Genomic DNA, 17,960 nt, shown 5'->3' with positions numbered 1-17,960 from the left:
GTGCTCCTGTGCATGGAGGGACTGGTTCAGTCGGTCTTGCGGGTGGTGGACTGCGTGATCCGGTCCAGTACGAGACCGAGGCAGACGATCGCGACTCCGGCTGTCATCCCGATGCCCATCTCGCCCCGGGAGAGGCCCTTCACGACGTCGTAGCCGAGCGCGCCGCCGCCGACCAGGCCGCCGACGACAACCACGGCGAGGACCAGCACCACACCCTGGTTGACGGCGAGCTGGAGCGCCGGGCGGGCGAGCGGCAGCTGCACCTGGAGGAGTTGCTGCCGGGTCGACGCGCCGAGCGAGCGGGAAGCCTCCAGCGCGGCCGGGTTCACCTCGCGCAGACCCTGCGTCGTGATGCGTACGACGGCGGGCAGCGCATAGACGACAGCCGCGATGATCGCCGAGGCGCGGGTGACGCCGAACAGCGCGACCACCGGGATGAGATACACGAACTGCGGCATGGTCTGCATGGCGTCGAGCACGGGCCGCAACCAGCGCTCCAGACGTCCGGCCCGCGCGCAGAAGATGCCCGCGAGGACACCCAGGAAGAGCGTCAGGACGAGCGCCGCGAGCACCTGCGAGAGCGTGTCGAGCGACTTCGCCCAGACCCCGAGTACGCCGATCGCCGCCATCGAGACCGTGGCGGTCAGCGCGGTCGCCCAGGTGCCGACCAGCCAGGCCACAGCGGCCACCAGCAGCAGTACGGACCACCACGGCAGCCAGAGCAGGGCGTCGCGCAGGGGGTTGAGGATCCAGAGCGTGAAGTGCTCCGACCACACCTCCGTACCGCCGAGGACCGGGACGCCGGAGGAGAGGTTCTCGGTGATCCAGTCCTGGGCCTTGTTGACGGGCGTGGAGATGTCGTACGTCCAGCCCTCCGGCCAGGCCTTGCCGACCGCCAGCCGCCCCGCCTCCGCGGCGACGACACCGGCGAACACCAGCACCCACGCTGACCGGCCGTGCAGCAGGCCGCCGCCCGGCGCACTCTCGCCGATACGGTCGCCTGCCGCGGCCGTCGTACGGTCCAGCCAGATCGCGATCAGCACGATCGGGATGCCGGCGGCGAGCGCCTTGCCGACGTCGACGGTGGAGAGCGCCGAGTACACCTCCTCGCCGAGTCCGCCGGCGCCGACGAGGGCCGCGATGACGACCATCGAGAGAGCCATCATGATCGTCTGGTTGAGGCCGAGGAGCATCTGCTTGCGGGCGAGCGGCAGCCTCGCCGTTCGCAGCCGCTGCCAGCCGCTCGCGCCGAGCGACGCGGAGGCCTCGAGCACGGCGGGGTCGGCGCCGCGCAGTCCGAGTGCCGTGAGACGGGCCATCGGCGGGGCTGCGTAGATCACCGTGCAGAAGAGCGCGGCGGGCGTGCCGGTGCCGAAGACCAGCACGAAGGGCAGCAGATACGCGAAGGCGGGCAGCACCTGCATGGTGTCCAGCACCGGCCGCAGCGCCCGGTCGAAACGGTCGGACAGCCCGGCCGCCAGACCGATCAGCACGCCGAGCAGCGTGGCGACGGCCACCGCGACGACCATCAGCGCGATGGTGAGCAGGGTGGCGTCCCACATCCCGAGCAGCCCGCACACGGCGAACGCCCCGAACGCGGTCGCCGCGACCTTGACCCCGCACCGCCCGAGCCCGGCGGCCCGCCAGGCGAACAGCACACCGGCGGCCAGGACACCCGGCCAGCCCATGGCGTCCAGGAACCGGTAGACCCCGTCGACGGCGTCCACGGCGGTGTTGGAGAAGTGGAGCAGGAAGTAGAGGAAAAGAGGGTGGGTCTCGCGGTTGTCGATGACCCACTGGTTGGCGTCGTCGAGCGGCCCGGAGACGTCGAGCGTCAGCCCGCCGGGCCAGCTGCCGCTGCCCCACAGCGCGATGCCGACAGGTATGAGCACCAGCGCGGCGACGGCGAGCAGCAGAAGCTTGCCCTTGACCCGGTGGCGCAGCAGGGTCCGGAGGGTGTGTTCGGGTGCGGCCGCTTCCTTGGCGGGGGCGGTGACGACGGCCGTCATGCGACGACCGCCTTGTCCGTATCGGCACCACGGTCGAGGCCGGCCACGACATCCAGCAGCCCGCGGTGGTCGACGACCCCCAGGCACCGCCCGTCCTGCATGACACGCGCGGTCCGGCCGCTGCGGGCGACCGCCTCGATCGCCTCGAAGACGGTCGCGTCGGCAGCGAGCGCCGGTCCGCTCTCGGCCTCGCCGGCGTCCGCCGGGCGCATCGCCGTACGCACCGTCATGACCTGCTCGCGCGGTACATCGCGGACGAAGTCCCGTACATAGTCGTCGGCGGGCGAGCCCACGATCTCCTCCGGCGTGCCCAGCTGCACGATCCGGCCGTCCCGCATCAGCGCGATACGGTCGCCGAGCTTCAGCGCCTCGCTCAGATCGTGCGTAATGAAGATCATCGTCCGGCCTTCCTCGCGGTGCAGCCGGATGACCTCCTCCTGCATATCGCGCCGGATCAGCGGGTCGAGCGCGCTGAACGGCTCGTCGAAGAGCAGCACTTCGGGGTCGACGGCAAGCGCACGGGCAAGCCCGACCCGCTGCTGCTGACCGCCCGAGAGCTGTCCGGGACGGCGATGTTCGAGACCCTCGAGGCCCACCTTGGCGATGACGTCCGCGGCCCGGGAGCGGCGGGCGGCCTTGCCCATGCCCTGGATCTCGAGGCCGTACGCGACGTTGTCGAGCACGGAGCGGTGCGGCAGCAGGCCGAAGTGCTGGAAGACCATGGACGCACGGTGGCGGCGCAGTTCGCGCAGCCGCGCCGTGTCCATGGACAGCACGTCCTCGCCGTCGATGGCGATCGACCCGGATGTGGGCTCGATCAGCCGGGTCAGACAGCGCACGAGCGTCGACTTGCCGGAGCCGGAGAGGCCCATGACGACGAAGACCTCGCCCTTGCGCACATCGAAGGAGACATCGCGTACGGCGGCGGTGCAGCCGGTGCGCTCGCGCAGCTCGACCGGGGAGAGCGCACCGAGTTCGGCGTCGCCGGGGATGCGGCCGGCCTTCGGACCGAAGACCTTCCACAGGTCGCGTACGGAGAAGACGGGTGGCTGACCGGCGTCGGAAGCGGCCTCCTCGGTCACCTCCGCATGCTTCGTCTGCGCGCCGGGCGCGGCCTTGGCCTCGGCCTTGGTCCCAGCCTTGGTCCCAGCCTTGGTCTCCGCCTTGGCCTCGGCCTTGGTCTCCGCCTTGGCCTCGGCCTTGGTCTCCGCCTTGGTCTCGGCCTTGGTGCCGGACTCGGACTCGGTCTCGGACTTCATCGGGTCACGCCCCTCTCCTCGGAAGCCGCGGACAGCAGCTCCGCGCACTTCTCTCCGACCATCAGGACCCCGATCATCGGGTTCACGGCAGGCATCGTCGGGAATACGGATGCGTCCGCGATACGGATGCCGTCGAGACCCCTGACCGTCAAGTCCGGGGAAACTACGGCAAGTTCATCAGTGGCGGCACCCATTCGACAGGTACCTGCGGGGTGGTACACCGTGTGCGCGACCTTGCGCGCGTACTCCCCGATCGCCTCGTCGGAGGTGACCTCGGGCCCCGGGCAGACCTCCCTTTTCAGCCAGCCGGCCAGCGGTTCGGCCTTGGCTATCTCGCGGGCGATCTTGATGCCTTCGACGAGCGTACGGCCGTCGTAGTCGTCCTCATCCGTGAAGTAACGGAAGTCCAGCGCAGGCTTTGCATCCGGATCCGCGCTGGTCAGATACAGCCGGCCGCGACTGCGTGGCTTGGGGATGTTCGGCGTCAGCGACACCCCGTGCGCGGGCCGCTGATAGCCGAGCCGCTCCGGGTTGTCGGTGAACGGTATTTGGTAGAAGTGGAACATCAGGTCGGGCCCTTGTGCGTCCGGATCCCGCCGCACGAAGAGGCCCGCGTCGCTGTCCATCGCCGAGTTCTCGGGGATCGGCCCGTGCGTCTCCCAGACGATCACCGATTCCGGGTGGTCGAGCAGGTTCTCGCCGACGCCCGGCAGATCGTGTACGACGGGGATGCCGAGGCGCTCCAGATCGGCGCGCGGCCCGATGCCGGAGTGCAGCAGCAGCCGCGGAGTGTCCACCGCGCCGGCGCAGACCAGGACTTCGTGCCGCGCTTCGACGAACTGCTCCTCGCCGTCCTTCGTACGGACATGCACCCCGGTCGCGCGTGTGCCGTCCAGCTCCAGCTTGTACGCCCAGGTCTCCAGGGCGATATGCAGGTTCGGGCGGTCCAGGAACGGGTGCAGATACGCGACCGAGGCGGAGGACCGCTTGTTGTTCTCCGGGTGGTACGCGAGGTCGAAGAAGCCGACGCCTTCGTGGAACGGCTTCTTGTTGAAGCCCTCGACGCGCGGGACGGCCACCGCCGCCTGGGCCGCGTCGACGAAGTCACGGGCGATGGCGTTACGGTCCGCCTCGTCGACGGGGACGATGTTGTTCCGCAGCCGGTCGAAGTACGGGTCCATCGCGGCTGCGTCCCAGCCCTCGGCGCCGGCCGCCGACCACTCGTCCCAGTCGGACGGCAGCGGCCGGAAGGCGATGAGGGTGTTGTGGGAGGAGCAGCCGCCGAGCACCCGGGCGCGGCTGTGCCGGATGTGGGAGTTGCCGCGAGGCTGCTCGGCGGTCGGGTAGTCGTAGTCGAGCTCGCCGCCGAGGAGCCCCATCCAGCGCCGCAGGGTGAGGACTTCGGGGCGGTCGACATCGCTCGGTCCGCCCTCGATGACGGCGACGGTGATGTCCGGGTTCTCGGTGAGCCGGGAGGCGATCACGGATCCCGCGGTGCCGCCGCCGACGACGACATAGTCGTACGTGGTCATGTTCTGCTGCGTCATTTCTGCGTACCCCTGCTCAGCCCGCGAACCAGCGCACGGGACGCGGGGCGAGGTTCTGGTAGATGTGCTTGGCCTCGCGGTACTCGGCGAGGCCGGCGGGCCCGAGTTCACGGCCGATGCCGCTCTTCCCGAATCCGCCCCACTCGGCCTGTGGCAGATAGGGGTGGAAGTCATTGATCCAGACGGTCCCGTGCCGCAGCCGCCCGGCGACGCGCCGCGCCCGGCCCGGATCAGCGGTCCATACGGCGCCGGCGAGCCCGTACTCGGTGTCGTTGGCGAGGGCGACGGCCTCGTCCTCCGTACGGAAGGTCTCGACGGTCAGGACGGGGCCGAAGATCTCTTCGCGTACGACGCGCATGTCGCGGTGGCACTGGTCGAGGACGGTGGGCCGGTAGAAGTACCCCTCGTACCCCTCCCCTTCCGGCCTCGCTCCACCGGCGCGCAGCACCGCGCCCTCCGCCAGGGCGGAGGCCACGTACTCCTCGGTCTTGGCGAGCTGCTGCCGAGAGACGAGGGGCCCGCACTCCACGCCCTTCTCGGTACCTCGTCCGAGGCGGATCTTCTCGGCGCGGCGGGCGAGTTCGCCGACGAAGCGCTCGCGCAGCGACTCCTCGACGATGAGCCGCGACCCGGCGGAACAGACCTGCCCGCTGTGAATGAACGCCGCGTTGAGCGCCTGATCGACAGCCGTGTCGAAGCCCTCTTCCGTCCCGCACGCATCGGCGAAGACGACGTTGGGGTTCTTGCCGCCGAGTTCGAGGGCGACCTTCTTGACGCTGTCGGCGGCGGTGCGCATCACCTTCGTACCGCTGGACAGTCCGCCGGTGAAGGACACCAGATCCACATCGGGGTGCTCGGCCAGCCGGGCCCCGACGGGGTCGCCGGCGCCGGTGACGATGTTCGCGACGCCGACGGGCAGTCCGGCCTCGACAAGCAGCTCGATGAGCGCGACGGTGGTCAGCGGGGTGATCTCGCTGGGCTTGATCACAAAGGTATTGCCTGCGGCCAGCGCCGGGGCGATCTTCCAACTCGCTTGCAGCAGCGGGTAGTTCCAGGGCGTGATCAGCGCACACACCCCGACGGGCTCATGCACCACCACACTGTGGATGTCCGGCGAACCGGCATCCACCACTCTCCCGCCGCTCTCGTTCATGACGAGGTCGGCGAAGTAACGGAAGGCGTCGCTCACGCAGTCGACGTCGACACGCCCTTCTTCAAGGGTCTTTCCGGCGTCCCGGCTCTCCAGCAGACCGATCTCTTCGCGGTCGCGCTGGAGCAACTCGGCGACGCGCCGCAGCAGCGCGGCACGCTCGGCGACGGGGGTGCGGGGCCACTCGCCCTGGTCGAACGCGGTACGCGCGGCGGCGATCGCGGCGTCGGTGTCCTCGGTCCCGCCCTCCGCCACGACGGCGAAGACGGTCGCGTCAGCGGGGTCGATTATCTCGCGCGTGGCGCCGGATACGGCTGCGCGCCACTCTCCGCCCACGTGGATGGTCTGTTGTGCCGACACGTCGCGTTTTGCCTTCCGTTCCCGATAGGTTCCACACCGGTGATATCCGGCGGTCGGGTCCCCTGCCCCAGGGTTCGGAAAGCATGCGCATTGAGTGTCTCAAAGTTACCCGTATCACTTTGCCCCGGCGGGGCAGGCGCACTCCGGCCGAATCAACTCCGTCGGGCCGCATCCCGCGCGGCCCCGGCGTGACCGAGGGCGACACCGGCCGCGATCACCGCAAGGGACAGCAGCACGGTGATCGCCGGATTCACGAACGCGGGCACGAAGTCGTGGGTGTACCCGTCGGACCAGCGACAGGTCGAGCCGACCGGGAAAAGACTGTCCTGCATCCGCTCCAACTGCGCTCGCGCAATCCCGGAGGAGTACCCGTACCGCTCGGTTGCGCAGGTGTAGGACTCGTTCTCCAGCCGGATGCAGCACATGAGCCCGTACACATAGAGCGCCAGCGCGACCGTCACGCACACCACCGCGATGTCCCGCAGCGTCCCCGCGAGCGTCGGGGCGGCAAAGCCACCACGGGCGATGAACGTCGGGAACAGATACGCGCAGAGCATGATCAGGACGAGCACCCCGAGAACGATCATCCCCAGGGCCGCCACGCCGTTCTGACCGGTGTCCGTCGCCAGCTGGACCGTCTCAGGGGCCGCGGAGATCAAATGCATGCGGCTCATCCTGCATCATCGAACATCTGACCGCATCCAGCTCCTCCTGTCCGGCGAGGTCAGTTCCACATGGTCGGTTCCACCGGCATGACAAACGCCCCCGGCGGCCTGTCGGCTGCCGGGGGCGGTGCGTACGTACGTGAGGTACGGATCAGATGAGGCCGAGCTCGCGGACCGCCGCGCGCTCCTCCTCCAGCTCCTTCACCGACGCGTCGATGCGCGCACGCGAGAAGTCGTTGATGTCCAGGCCCTGGACGATCTCGTACTTGCCGTCCTTCGTGGTCACGGGGAACGACGAGATCAGGCCCTCCGGGACGCCGTAGGAGCCGTCCGACGGGATGCCCATGGAGGTCCAGTCGCCCTCCGCGGTGCCGTTGACCCAGGTGTGGACGTGGTCGATCGCGGCGTTCGCGGCCGAGGCGGCCGAGGACGCGCCACGGGCCTCGATGATCGCGGCGCCGCGCTTGGCGACGGTCGGGATGAAGGTGTCGGCGAGCCACTTCTCGTCGTTCACGACCTCGGCGGCGTTCTTGCCCGCCACCTCGGCGTGGAAGATGTCCGGGTACTGGGTCGCGGAGTGGTTGCCCCAGATGGTGAGGCGGCGGATCCCGGAGACCGGGGCGCCGGTCTTCTTCGCGAGCTGGGAGATCGCGCGGTTGTGGTCGAGGCGGGTCATCGCGGTGAAGCGCTCGGCCGGTACGTCCGGGGCCGCGGCCTGCGCGATGAGCGCGTTGGTGTTGGCCGGGTTGCCGACGACGAGGACCTTGATGTCGTCCGCGGCGTTGTCATTGATGGCCTTGCCCTGCGGCTTGAAGATGCCGCCGTTGGCGGAGAGGAGGTCGCCGCGCTCCATGCCCTTCGTACGCGGACGGGCGCCGACCAGCAGGGCCACGTTGGCCCCGTCGAAGGCGACGTTCGGGTCGTCCGTGATCTCAATGCCGCTCAGCAGCGGGAAGGCGCAGTCCTCGAGCTCCATGGCGGTGCCCTCGGCGGCCTTCAGGCCCTGCGGGATCTCGAGGAGACGAAGCTTGACCGGCACATCCGCGCCGAGCAGGTGGCCGGAGGCGATGCGGAAGAGCAGCGCGTAGCCGATCTGGCCGGCCGCGCCGGTCACGGTGACATTCACGGGAGTGCGGGTCATGGCGATCTCCGTAAGACAGCTGGCGGTGGGGGTCCCTGCCCCTGGTGCTGGACACCCCTTCGCGCGCGTCTTCTGAATCTTGACGTGAAGAGACATCCAGCGTCAGGCTATCCGACCCGCGCCCCCGGCATTCCCCGCCCCCTTGTGGCGCGGCTCACGCACCGCTCACCCATGGCCCACCCAAGGCCCCCCGCTGCGCTCACTGCTGCCCGGTGCAGCCCGTCGTCCCCGTCTTCAGCGTCGCGCACGCCTTCACATCGGCCGGCGCCGCCGCCGCGGTCATGGGGGTGTACGCGTCGTTGTCCCCGTTCACCAGGCCGTTCTGCGCGCCCTTGCCGCCCACGCTTATCTGCACCGTGTCGCCGGGGGCCGCCTGAGTGATACGGGCCCAGGCCGCCTGGCAGGTCTTGCTGTACCGGACCTCGACCCGGGCCTTGCCGACAGTCGCGCTGGAGACGGTCTTGGCGAGCTGTCCGCCGCAGCCCATGGCCTCCGGGTCCTGGCCCGTGCAGTCCTTGCCACTGCACTTCACACCGGCCGGCAGCGGCGGGCTGCTGGTCGTCGGCGTGGCGGACGGCGTCTTGGCCGCGCTCTTGCCGCCGTCGCCGTCACCGCCGAGGTCGGTCAGGAGCACGGCCGCGGCTATCACCAGCAGCGCGCCGACCACGCCGGCCAGGAACATGGTGACTTTGCGCTTTCCACGTCCCTGGTCGGGGGAGGCGGTGGGGCCGGAAGGTGCGGTCGGCGGTGACATCGGCGGGCCTTGGTGGCCGGGCGAACCCTGGTGGTCCGGGCCGGGCTGCACCGGTACGCGCGGACGGCGCTGCTCATCGGTCCTGAACGCCCCGGCCTCCGGTCCGGCCGGCTCCGCGGGCGCGGCCGTGCGGCCCCCCGAGCGGCTGTTCGCGGTGCCCGCGGGGGCAGGGCCGAACTCGCCGAGCGCCGCCCGCGCCTGGGAGATCCGTATCGCTTCCATGGTCATGTCGTGGCGCATCTCGGAGCGGCTCCAGGCGCGCTCCGCCAGCTCCCACATGGTGGTGAGATGGAGCGTGTTCGTACCGGTCACCTCGGCCAGCGCGACGATCGCGCCCTTGGGCGCGAGCAGCCGGCCGTTCAGATACCGCTCCCACGACGTCTTGCTGTACCCGGTGCGGTCCGCGACCGCGGCGAGGTTCAGCCCGCTGCGGTCGACGAGCCGACGGAGCTGGCTGGTGAACTCCCGGACCTGCGGGTCCAGCTCCTCCGGTAGTGCCTTCCAACGAGGCATTGCCCCCCCCTTGTCCCCCGAACGTTCCTGATGTGCCCCGCGCTGTCCCGACCCCGTGCCGTGCCCTTCGGGCGTCCGTGTTCCGGACTACCCAGTGGGATGCGCAGAGCCAGGATGTCAGTTCCTGTATTTGGAGTGCACGGGAGCGTTCGGGACAGTTGGTGCGCCCCCCTGCGCGCCCCGCCCCGGCTGCCGCTTCAGTCTCGCATCCGTAGCCCAACGATCACACCGTGGCGGAATGGTCACTTCCATGCCACAGGCACCAGGCGTCCCTTGAAACGCGGTTGGCGCGTCCATGACTCTTGAAACACGACGGCGCCCGTCCTCCCTCGGGGGAGAGGACGGGCGCTGTCGGCCTTTCGGTGCCGGTTGGCTCAGACGGACGCCATCTTCTTCTGCAGGTTGGCGTCGAGCGCGTCCAGGAACTGCTCCGTGGTCAGCCACGGTGCGTCCTTGGAGATGAGAAGCGCCAGGTCCTTGGTCATCTGGCCGCCCTCGACGGTCTCGATGCAGACCTGCTCGAGCGCCTCGGCGAACCTGGTGACCTCGGGAGTGCCGTCCAGCTTGCCGCGGTGGGCGAGACCACGGGTCCAGGCGAAGATCGAGGCGATCGGGTTGGTCGACGTCGCCTTGCCCTGCTGGTGCTGGCGGTAGTGGCGGGTGACCGTGCCGTGCGCCGCCTCGGCCTCGATGGTCTTGCCGTCGGGCGACATCAGGACCGAGGTCATCAGGCCGAGCGAGCCGAAGCCCTGCGCGACGATGTCGGACTGGACGTCGCCGTCGTAGTTCTTGCAGGCCCAGACATAGCCGCCCGCCCACTTGAGCGCCGAGGCGACCATGTCGTCGATCAGGCGGTGCTCGTAGGTGAGGCCCTTGGCGTCGAACTCGGCCTTGAACTCGGCGTCGAAGATCTCCTGGAAGATGTCCTTGAAGCGACCGTCGTACTTCTTGAGGATCGTGTTCTTCGTGGACATGTAGACCGGATACTCACGGGCCAGGCCGTACCGGAACGAGGCGCGCGCGAAGTCGCGGATCGACTCGTCGTGGTTGTACATACTGAGGGCGACACCGGAGCCCGGGAACTCGTGGACCTCGAGCTCGATCGGATCTGAGCCGTCCTTCGGGGTGAAGGTCATGGTGAGGGTGCCCGGGCCCGGGACCTTCAGGTCGGTGGCGCGGTACTGGTCGCCGAAGGCGTGACGGCCGACGACGATCGGCTTGGTCCAGCCCGGGACGAGCCGCGGCACGTTCTCCATGATGATCGGCTCACGGAAGATGACGCCGCCGAGGATGTTGCGGATGGTGCCGTTCGGCGAGCGGTACATCGCCTTGAGGTTGAACTCGTCGACCCGCGCCTCGTCCGGCGTGATCGTGGCGCACTTGACGCCGACGCCGTGCTCCTTGATGGCCTTGGCGGCGTCGACGGTCACCTGGTCGTTGGTGGCGTCGCGGTGCTCGATGCCCAGGTCGAAGTACTTCAGCTCGACATCGAGGTACGGCAGGATCAGTTTGTCCTTGATGAAGGACCAGATGATGCGGGTCATCTCGTCGCCATCGAGCTCGACGACCGGGTTGGCTACCTTGATCTTGGCCATGACGTGGAACGTCCCTCTCACGCGCTTCGGCTGGGGTCGGCGAAGTCAGTGATGTCGCGGTCTCAGACTCCGCCGATATATCTCGTCATCAAGATACTCCAGATATCTCGTCATCAAGATACTCGAACGTCGGGACTTAACGTCGGGACTAACGGACGGTGAAGTGGACGGCGTCCTCGAGGAACGGGACGTCGAGCCACGGCTTCGGCTGCGTCACGAGCGCGAGCAGCACGATCAGGGTGCCGAGCAGCCCGTACGTGACCATGTCCGTGAAGCGCGAGCGCACCGCGAGCATGCCGACGGAGGGCAGGGTGCGGCGCATGACCGCACCGGTGAGCAGGGCCACGCCGATCAGGATGGTGCCCACCCGGAAGGCGTCGGCGAAGGCATCGCTGCCGACGATCACCAGGCCGAGGCCGGCGAGGGCGAGGACGGTGAGCAGGGGCCACTGCCGAGCGGGCGCGGAAGCGTCCCCGGGCGCGGCCCGTCCACCACCCTCGGGCCGGGCGGTGTCCCGGGTGAGGGAGGGGGGCCGACGGGAGGGCGTCTTCCCGGTGCCGGGGCCGACCCCTTGACTGTCGGCCGCCGTCGCGGAGGCGGCGTCGGCGTCCGGGCCGGCGTCGTCCGGACCGGCGTGGCGGGGGTGGACGGCGTCGGCGATCACGGCGGCGGCAGCGGTGTCCGGGGTCTCCGGCTTCGGGGAGGCGGCGTCGGCTTCTGGACGGGGTCCGCTGTCGGCGGCGTCGGCCGGCTTCGCTGCGTGGTCGGCCCGGTCGGCGTGCGGACCGATGTCGCCGTCCGCGGACTTCGGCCCGGCACCCTCGCCGCCAGTCTTGCCACCGGCCGCCCCGGCCACCGGCTTCAGGCCGGCGCCGTCGGCGTCCCGGTCGCCGGACCAAGAGCGGACCGCCGCAGCGGACTCACCGTCCTCGACGGGAGCACCGGCGACCTCGGCCGCGGACTTCGGCGCGGCACCCTCGTCGCCGCCAGTCCCGCCACCGGCCACCGGCTTCAGGCCGGCGCCGTCGGCGTCAGCGGCACCCGAGTCCCGGTCGCCGGACCAAGAGCGGACCGCCGCAGCGGACTCACCGTCCTCGACGGGAGAACCGGCGACCTCGGCCGCGGACTTCGGCCCGGCATCCTCGCGGCCAGTCCCGCCACCGGCCGCACCGGCCACCGGCTTCAGGCCGGCGCCGTCGGCGTCCGGGCCGCCCGGCCGGGACGGCTCGTCCTCCGCGGTGGACGCCCTCTTCCGGGCGGCCGCCTCGGCCGCCTCGTCCCGCGCGTCCCCACCGGTCCCCGCCCCGTTCGGGCTCGCGCCCGCGCCCCGCGGCTCCGCCGCGTCGGCTCCGTCGTTCGTGCGTACGCCCATGGGCTCAGCCTTCCCGGTCAGCCCGCGGCGGCGACCGCTGCGCGCTCCGCCGCCTCGACCACGTTGACCAGCAGCTGCGCGCGGGTCATCGGGCCCACGCCGCCCGGGTTCGGGGCGACCCAGCCGGCCACCTCGGCAACGCCCGGGTGGACGTCCCCGACGATCTTGCCGTTCTCGTCGCGGCTGACGCCGACGTCGAGTACGGCCGCGCCCGGCTTGACGTCCTCCGGCTTGACCAGGTGCGGGACACCGGCCGCGGCCACGATGATGTCCGCCTGCCGCAGATGCGCGGACAGATCGCGCGTACCGGTGTGGCACTGCGTCACCGTCGCGTTCTCGGACTTACGGGTCAGCACCAGCGGCATCGGCCGCCCGATGGTGATCCCGCGGCCCACGACCACCACATTCGCGCCGTTGATCTCCACGCCGTGGTGCCGGAGCAGCTGGACGATGCCGTACGGAGTGCACGGCAGCGGGCCCTCCACACCGAGCACCAGCTTGCCGAGGCTCATCGGGTGCAGCCCGTCCGCGTCCTTGGCCGGGTCCATCAGCTCCAGGACGCGGTTGGCGTCGATGCCCTTGGGGAGCGGCAGCTGGACGATGTAGCCCGTGCACTCGGGGTTGTCGTTGAGTTCCCGTACGACCGCCTCGATCTCTTCCTGCGTGGCGGTGTCGGGCAGTTCGCGCTGGATCGAGGCGATGCCGACCTGCGCGCAGTCGCGGTGCTTGCCGCTGACGTACCAACGGCTGCCCGGGTCGTCCCCGACGAGCAGGGTCCCAAGGCCCGGGGTGATGCCCCGCTCCTTGAGCGCCGCCACGCGGGCGGTCAGGTCGGACTTGATCGCGGCTGCGGTGGCCTTGCCATCGAGAATCTGGGCGGTCATGGACCCATCCTCGCGGATGGACCCGCCCGGGTTCCAATTCGGGCCGCCGTCACGTGCCGATCGCGGCGTCTTCACGCTCACTCCCGGACCGCCGCAAGGGAGCCTGAGGTTGCACTTGCACAACACATACGGATCCCGACTGGACAAAAAGTCGACGTTAATACCACGATGAGCCGCGCAGTACCGCGGCAGTGTTGGGGGGCAAACCGCTGATCTCGTGACGTTCCTCCGCTCGGACCGCTTCGTCCCCGCATTTTCAACGGAGGAATCCCGCCATGAGCTTCGGCGACCCGAACAACCCCTACGGCCAGCCGCAGGGCCAACCGCAGCAGCCGGGCTACGGCTACCCGCAGCAGGGCCAGCCGCAGCAGCCGGCATACGGCTACCCGCAGGCCCCGCCGGTGCAGCCCTACGGCGGCGCCCCGACGTCCATGCCCGGTCTGATGACTGCGGCCCGCGTCCTCCTGTACATCATCGGCGGTCTGCAGGTCCTCATCGGAATCATCGCGGCCATCGCCATCGCGGCTGCCTCGGACGCGGTCGACTCGGACGCGGCAACTGGTCTGGCCGGTCTCGGCTTCATCGTGGTCATCGTCCTGCTGGCCTTCGCGGGTCTGGCGATCTTCCTCGGTGTGAAGTTCTCCACCGGCGGCACCGCCATCCGCGTCATCACGATCGTGTACGCATCGCTGATGATCCTCGGGTCGCTCGCCAACTTCGCGTCCGGCCAGGCCAGCGGCGTGGTCGGCGGCCTCGTCACCCTTGCCATCGGCGGCATCATCCTCGCCGCAATGGTGAACTCGCAGGCGTCTGCCTGGTTCAACCGCCCGCGTTACTGAGGTACTTGGCACCACACACGTACCGAATACACGAAGGCCGTAACACTCGCCGACCGGCGGGTTTACGGCCTTCGGCCGTTCTAGCCGGCACATTCGCGCCGCGTCGGCCGGAGCACTGTGACCGACGGCCGTGGCCGGCACACCCGGATCTCCGGCGCCGGCTACTGCCGCTGACGCCAGACCGCACCCCCGCCCGGGGCGGGGGTGCGGAGGTGCGGCCTCAGGCCGTACAGCTCAGGGTCAGTGGAAGAAGTGGCGCGTGCCCGTGAAGTACATCGTCACGCCCGCCTTCTTCGCCGCCTCCACCACCAGCTCGTCCCGCACCGAACCACCCGGCTGCACCACGGCCTTGATGCCCGCGGCCAGCAGGATCTCCAGGCCGTCCGGGAACGGGAAGAACGCGTCCGACGCGGCGTAGGAACCCTCCGCGCGCTCGGCGCCGGCCCGTTCCACCGCGAGCTTCGCGGAGTCGACGCGGTTGACCTGGCCCATGCCGACACCGACCGACGCGCTGTCCTTGGCGAGCAGGATCGCGTTGGACTTGACCGCGCGGCAGGCCTTCCACGCGAAGGCGAGCTCGGCCAGCTCGTCCGCCGACAGCGCCTCACCCGTCGCCAGCGTCCAGTTCGCCGGGTCGTCGCCCTCCGCCTGAAGGCGGTCCTTGATCTGCAGCAGCGCGCCGCCCTCGATGGGCCGGAGTTCGACGGGGGCCGCCGGGGAGCCCGTACAACGCAGCACGCGGATGTTCTTCTTGCGGGCCAGCACCTCGACCGCGCCGTCCTCGTACGCCGGAGCGACGATGACCTCGGTGAAGATCTCGGCGACCTGCTCGGCAAGCGCGACCGTGACCGGCCGGTTTACGGCGATGACCCCGCCGAACGCCGACAGCGGGTCGCAGGCGTGCGCCTTGCGGTGCGCATCGGCGACATTCGCGCCGACCGCGATGCCGCACGGGTTGGCGTGCTTGATGATCGCGACACAGGGCTCGTCGTGGTCGTACGCCGCGCGCCGGGCGGCCTCCGTGTCGACGTAGTTGTTGTACGACATCTCCTTGCCGTGCAGCTGCTCCGCGTCGGCCAGGCCCCCATTGCCGTTGGAGTACAGGGCCGCGGCCTGGTGCGGGTTCTCGCCGTAGCGAAGCACGTTCGTACGCTCGAAGGTCGCGCCCAGGAAGTCGGGGAGGACCGAGTCGTCGGCGGGCGCGTAGGAGGAGGCGAACCAGGAGGCGACGGCCACGTCGTACGAGGCGGTGTGCTGGAAGGCCTCGGCGGCGAGCCGCTTGCGGGCGGTCAGGTCGAAGCCGCCCTCCTTGACCGCGTCGAGGACGTCCGCGTACCGCGCGGGGCTGGTGACGACAGCGACGGAGGGGTGGTTCTTGGCGGCGGCGCGGACCATCGACGGGCCGCCGATGTCGATCTGCTCGACGCACTCGTCGGGAGAGGCGCCCGAGGCGACGGTCTCCCGGAACGGGTAGAGGTTGACGACCACGAGATCGAAGGGCTCCACGCCGAGCTCGGCGAGCTGCGCGCGGTGCGACTCGAGCCGCAGGTCGGCGAGGATGCCGGCGTGCACGCGCGGGTGCAGCGTCTTGACCCGGCCGTCCAGGCACTCGGGGAAGCCGGTGAGCTCCTCGACCTTGGTGACCGGCACCCCGGCCGCGGCGATCTTCGCGGCGGTCGAGCCGGTGGAGACCAGCTCCACACCCGCCTCGTGCAGCCCGCGGGCGAGCTCCTCAAGACCCGTCTTGTCATAAACACTGACCAGCGCTCGCCGGATGGCCCGCTTCGCAGCCTCAACAGTCACGGGAAAACTACCTTTCGTCCCTCAATGCGGTAGCCGTTACGGGCCAGACGCCCCACGACCTCGACGAGCAGCCGTCGCTCGATTTCCTTGATCCGCTCATGGAGAGCGGCTTCATCGTCCTCGTCCCGTACCTCGACCACGCCCTGCGCGATGATCGGGCCGGTGTCGACGCCGTCGTCGACGAAGTGGACGGTGCATCCGGTGACCTTCGCGCCGTACGCGAGCGCGTCGCGCACTCCGTGGGCTCCGGGGAAGCTGGGCAGCAGGGCGGGATGCGTATTGACGCAGCGGCCACCGAAGCGGGCGAGGAATTCCTTCCCCACGATCTTCATGAAGCCGGCCGAGATGACGAGATCCGGTTCGTGGGCGGCGGTGGCCTCGGTGAGCGCGGTGTCCCACGCGTCGCGCGTCTCGTAGTCCTTGACCCTGCACACAAAGGTGGGCAGCCCGGCGCGCTCGGCCCGCTCCAGGCCGGCGATCCCGTCCCGGTCGGCGCCGACGGCGACGATGCGGGCGCCGAAGCCCTGAGGGTCGTCGGCGATCGCGTCGAGCAGTGCCTGGAGATTCGTTCCGGAGCCGGAGACCAGGACCACGAGGCGGGCCGGTCGGGCGGAGGGGGGCGGGGAGGCCACGGCGGGTCTCTTTCTCGCGTTGCTGTACGTCTTTGTGTGGTCGTACGAACGAATCGCGCCCCCCGATACGGGGAACTCTACGAAGGGGCCGACCGTCAGCAACGATACCGGCACACAGAACGTCCCCCACGGGACGGGGGCGTGGCCGGGAGGTAGCGTCAGGGGACAGGACCCGTCCGCTGACGGGCAAGACGACACAAGACCCCATGTGCGCTGGGTCTGAGGGGAAGACGTTCACCAGATGCCGGACCGACGCCGCCGTACGGACCTCCTGTTGCCGCGGGAGCGCCAGTCCACGGATGACAACAATCCCTTCGCGCCGCCGCCGGAGGGCAGGCCGGACCAGCCCTGGCAGCCCCGGCGCCCGGCGAACGACGGCTCGTCCGACGACTCCTCCTCGTCTTCCTCCGACACGCCTTCCTCCGGCACGCCTTCCTCCGGCACGCCCGACGACCGTTCCGGCCGTTCCGGCTGGGGCAGCCAGTGGAGCAGCCGCCAGCCGGGCCGCTCGTCGGGCGGCGGCTTCGGCGGCCGCCCGAGCGGTCAGAACGGCCAGAACGGCGGCGGCCAGCAGGGCCCCGAGGGCGGCTCCTCCGGCGGCCTGAAGTGGGACCCGACGGACCCGGCCCAGCGCCGCGCGCGCTATGCGCTGCTCTCCGGCATGTGGGCGTTCTTCTTCGCGCTGTTCGACCTCCCGGAGATCGCGCTGCTGCTCGGCGCGCTGGCGCTGTACTGGAGCATCAGCTCCCTGCGCGCCAAGCCCCAGCGCCGCGCGTCGGACGCCGTGACATCTCCCACACCGCCGGCGCCGGTGGCACCCGCGACTCCGGGCAGGCCGCAGATCACGGCGGCGGTGAGCGGTCTGGTGATGGCGAGCATCGCGCTGGTGATCGTGGCGGCGTCGTTCACGGCGCAGCTGGTCTACCGCGACTACTACACCTGCGTGAACGACGCGCTGACCAAGTCGGGCCAACTGGCCTGCAACGACCTGCTTCCGGAGCCGCTCCGCGGAGTGATCGGCATCCAGGAGTAAAAGGGCGCCGACCGCGCGGTTTCTCCAGGTCCCGGCCCCGCCCTCGGGGCGGGACCGTGTGCATGACCTCTCTGCCGCGCAGCGGCGCGGAGCTGCCGCGCGGGGGATGGCTGGTCCCGGGAACGCGGCAGGCGCCCTGTCGCGCAGAGGTCCGGCACAACAGGCCACCGGCGGCGCGGAGCTGCCGCCCGGGCGGACTCGCGGCGCGAAGCTGCCGCACGGCGAGGACCGGCACCCCGGCAGTGCACATCTGCAACGGCGCGGGCTCGCTGCCCGCTACCGCACAGCCCTCCCTCGCAGTCGGGGCCGCCTGCGCCGGATAGCTGCTCCGACCCGAGGTCGAAGCCACGCAGCGCGGGCGGCCGGCCCCGCAACGCGCACGCCCCTTTGCCGCGCAGCGGGCC

The 17,960-nt window shown here is 70.3% G+C and carries 14 protein-coding genes; 2 read left to right on the top strand and 12 right to left on the bottom strand.

Features of this window, described 5'->3' with window-relative positions; translation table 11 throughout:
* Window positions 1-26 precede the first annotated feature (26 nt).
* From OG735_RS26195 to OG735_RS26150, 10 genes are all read right to left on the bottom strand, one after another.
* Entirely contained in the window at window positions 27-2,009 is a 1,983-nt protein-coding gene (locus tag OG735_RS26195) for an ABC transporter permease (RefSeq protein ID WP_327325583.1), read from the bottom strand.
* Window positions 2,006-3,268 (bottom strand): quaternary amine ABC transporter ATP-binding protein, encoded by a 1,263-nt coding sequence (locus tag OG735_RS26190; RefSeq protein WP_327325582.1) that lies wholly within the window; start codon window positions 3,266-3,268, stop codon window positions 2,006-2,008. The genes OG735_RS26195 and OG735_RS26190 overlap by 4 nt, the downstream gene beginning before the upstream one ends.
* Window positions 3,265-4,815 carry a GMC family oxidoreductase gene (locus tag OG735_RS26185; protein WP_327325581.1) on the bottom strand — a complete coding sequence of 517 codons (1,551 nt, stop codon included), beginning with the start codon at window positions 4,813-4,815 and terminating at the stop codon, window positions 3,265-3,267. Before OG735_RS26185 ends, OG735_RS26190 begins: the two co-directional genes overlap by 4 nt.
* Window positions 4,816-4,831: 16 nt before the next feature.
* Window positions 4,832-6,325, bottom strand: a complete 1,494-nt coding sequence (locus tag OG735_RS26180) for an aldehyde dehydrogenase family protein (protein WP_327325580.1) — start codon at window positions 6,323-6,325, stop codon at window positions 4,832-4,834.
* Between the two features lie 152 nt (window positions 6,326-6,477).
* Window positions 6,478-6,990, bottom strand: coding sequence for a hypothetical protein (locus tag OG735_RS26175; RefSeq protein ID WP_327325579.1), 513 nt, complete (start codon window positions 6,988-6,990; stop codon window positions 6,478-6,480).
* 151 nt (window positions 6,991-7,141) lie between these two features.
* Window positions 7,142-8,131: a malate dehydrogenase gene (locus OG735_RS26170; RefSeq protein WP_327325578.1), complete on the bottom strand. Its 990-nt coding sequence runs from the start codon at window positions 8,129-8,131 to the stop codon at window positions 7,142-7,144.
* A 199-nt stretch (window positions 8,132-8,330) separates the two neighbouring features.
* On the bottom strand, window positions 8,331-9,398 hold the full coding sequence (locus tag OG735_RS26165; RefSeq protein WP_327325577.1) for a helix-turn-helix domain-containing protein: 1,068 nt from the start codon (window positions 9,396-9,398) through the stop codon (window positions 8,331-8,333).
* Between the two features lie 374 nt (window positions 9,399-9,772).
* Window positions 9,773-10,993: an NADP-dependent isocitrate dehydrogenase gene (locus OG735_RS26160; protein WP_327325576.1), complete on the bottom strand. Its 1,221-nt coding sequence runs from the start codon at window positions 10,991-10,993 to the stop codon at window positions 9,773-9,775.
* A 148-nt stretch (window positions 10,994-11,141) separates the two neighbouring features.
* Entirely contained in the window at window positions 11,142-11,849 is a 708-nt protein-coding gene (locus OG735_RS26155) for a DUF3017 domain-containing protein (RefSeq protein ID WP_442812625.1), read from the bottom strand.
* Window positions 11,850-12,382: 533 nt separating this feature from the next.
* Window positions 12,383-13,249, bottom strand: a complete 867-nt coding sequence (locus OG735_RS26150) for a bifunctional methylenetetrahydrofolate dehydrogenase/methenyltetrahydrofolate cyclohydrolase (RefSeq protein WP_327325575.1) — start codon at window positions 13,247-13,249, stop codon at window positions 12,383-12,385.
* Between the two features lie 275 nt (window positions 13,250-13,524).
* Between OG735_RS26150 and OG735_RS26145 the strand changes: the two genes are divergently transcribed.
* Window positions 13,525-14,088, top strand: coding sequence for a hypothetical protein (locus OG735_RS26145; RefSeq protein ID WP_327325574.1), 564 nt, complete (start codon window positions 13,525-13,527; stop codon window positions 14,086-14,088).
* Window positions 14,089-14,328: 240 nt separating this feature from the next.
* Here OG735_RS26145 and purH read toward each other — a convergent pair whose 3' ends face one another.
* Entirely contained in the window at window positions 14,329-15,891 is a 1,563-nt protein-coding gene (gene purH / locus OG735_RS26140; RefSeq protein WP_327325573.1) for a bifunctional phosphoribosylaminoimidazolecarboxamide formyltransferase/IMP cyclohydrolase, read from the bottom strand.
* Complete coding sequence (gene purN / locus OG735_RS26135) at window positions 15,888-16,523, bottom strand: phosphoribosylglycinamide formyltransferase (RefSeq protein WP_327325572.1); 636 nt, start codon at window positions 16,521-16,523, stop codon at window positions 15,888-15,890. The genes purH and purN overlap by 4 nt, the downstream gene beginning before the upstream one ends.
* Window positions 16,524-16,764: 241 nt before the next feature.
* Here purN and OG735_RS26130 point away from each other — a divergent pair, with 241 nt between their 5' ends.
* On the top strand, window positions 16,765-17,556 hold the full coding sequence (locus tag OG735_RS26130; RefSeq protein ID WP_327325571.1) for a hypothetical protein: 792 nt from the start codon (window positions 16,765-16,767) through the stop codon (window positions 17,554-17,556).
* The last annotated feature ends 404 nt before the right edge of the window (window positions 17,557-17,960 follow it).

The sequence above is a fragment of the Streptomyces sp. NBC_01210 genome (assembly GCF_036010325.1).
Taxonomy (GTDB): Bacteria; Actinomycetota; Actinomycetes; order Streptomycetales; family Streptomycetaceae; genus Streptomyces.
This window is presented reverse-complemented; position numbering and strand designations above follow the sequence as displayed.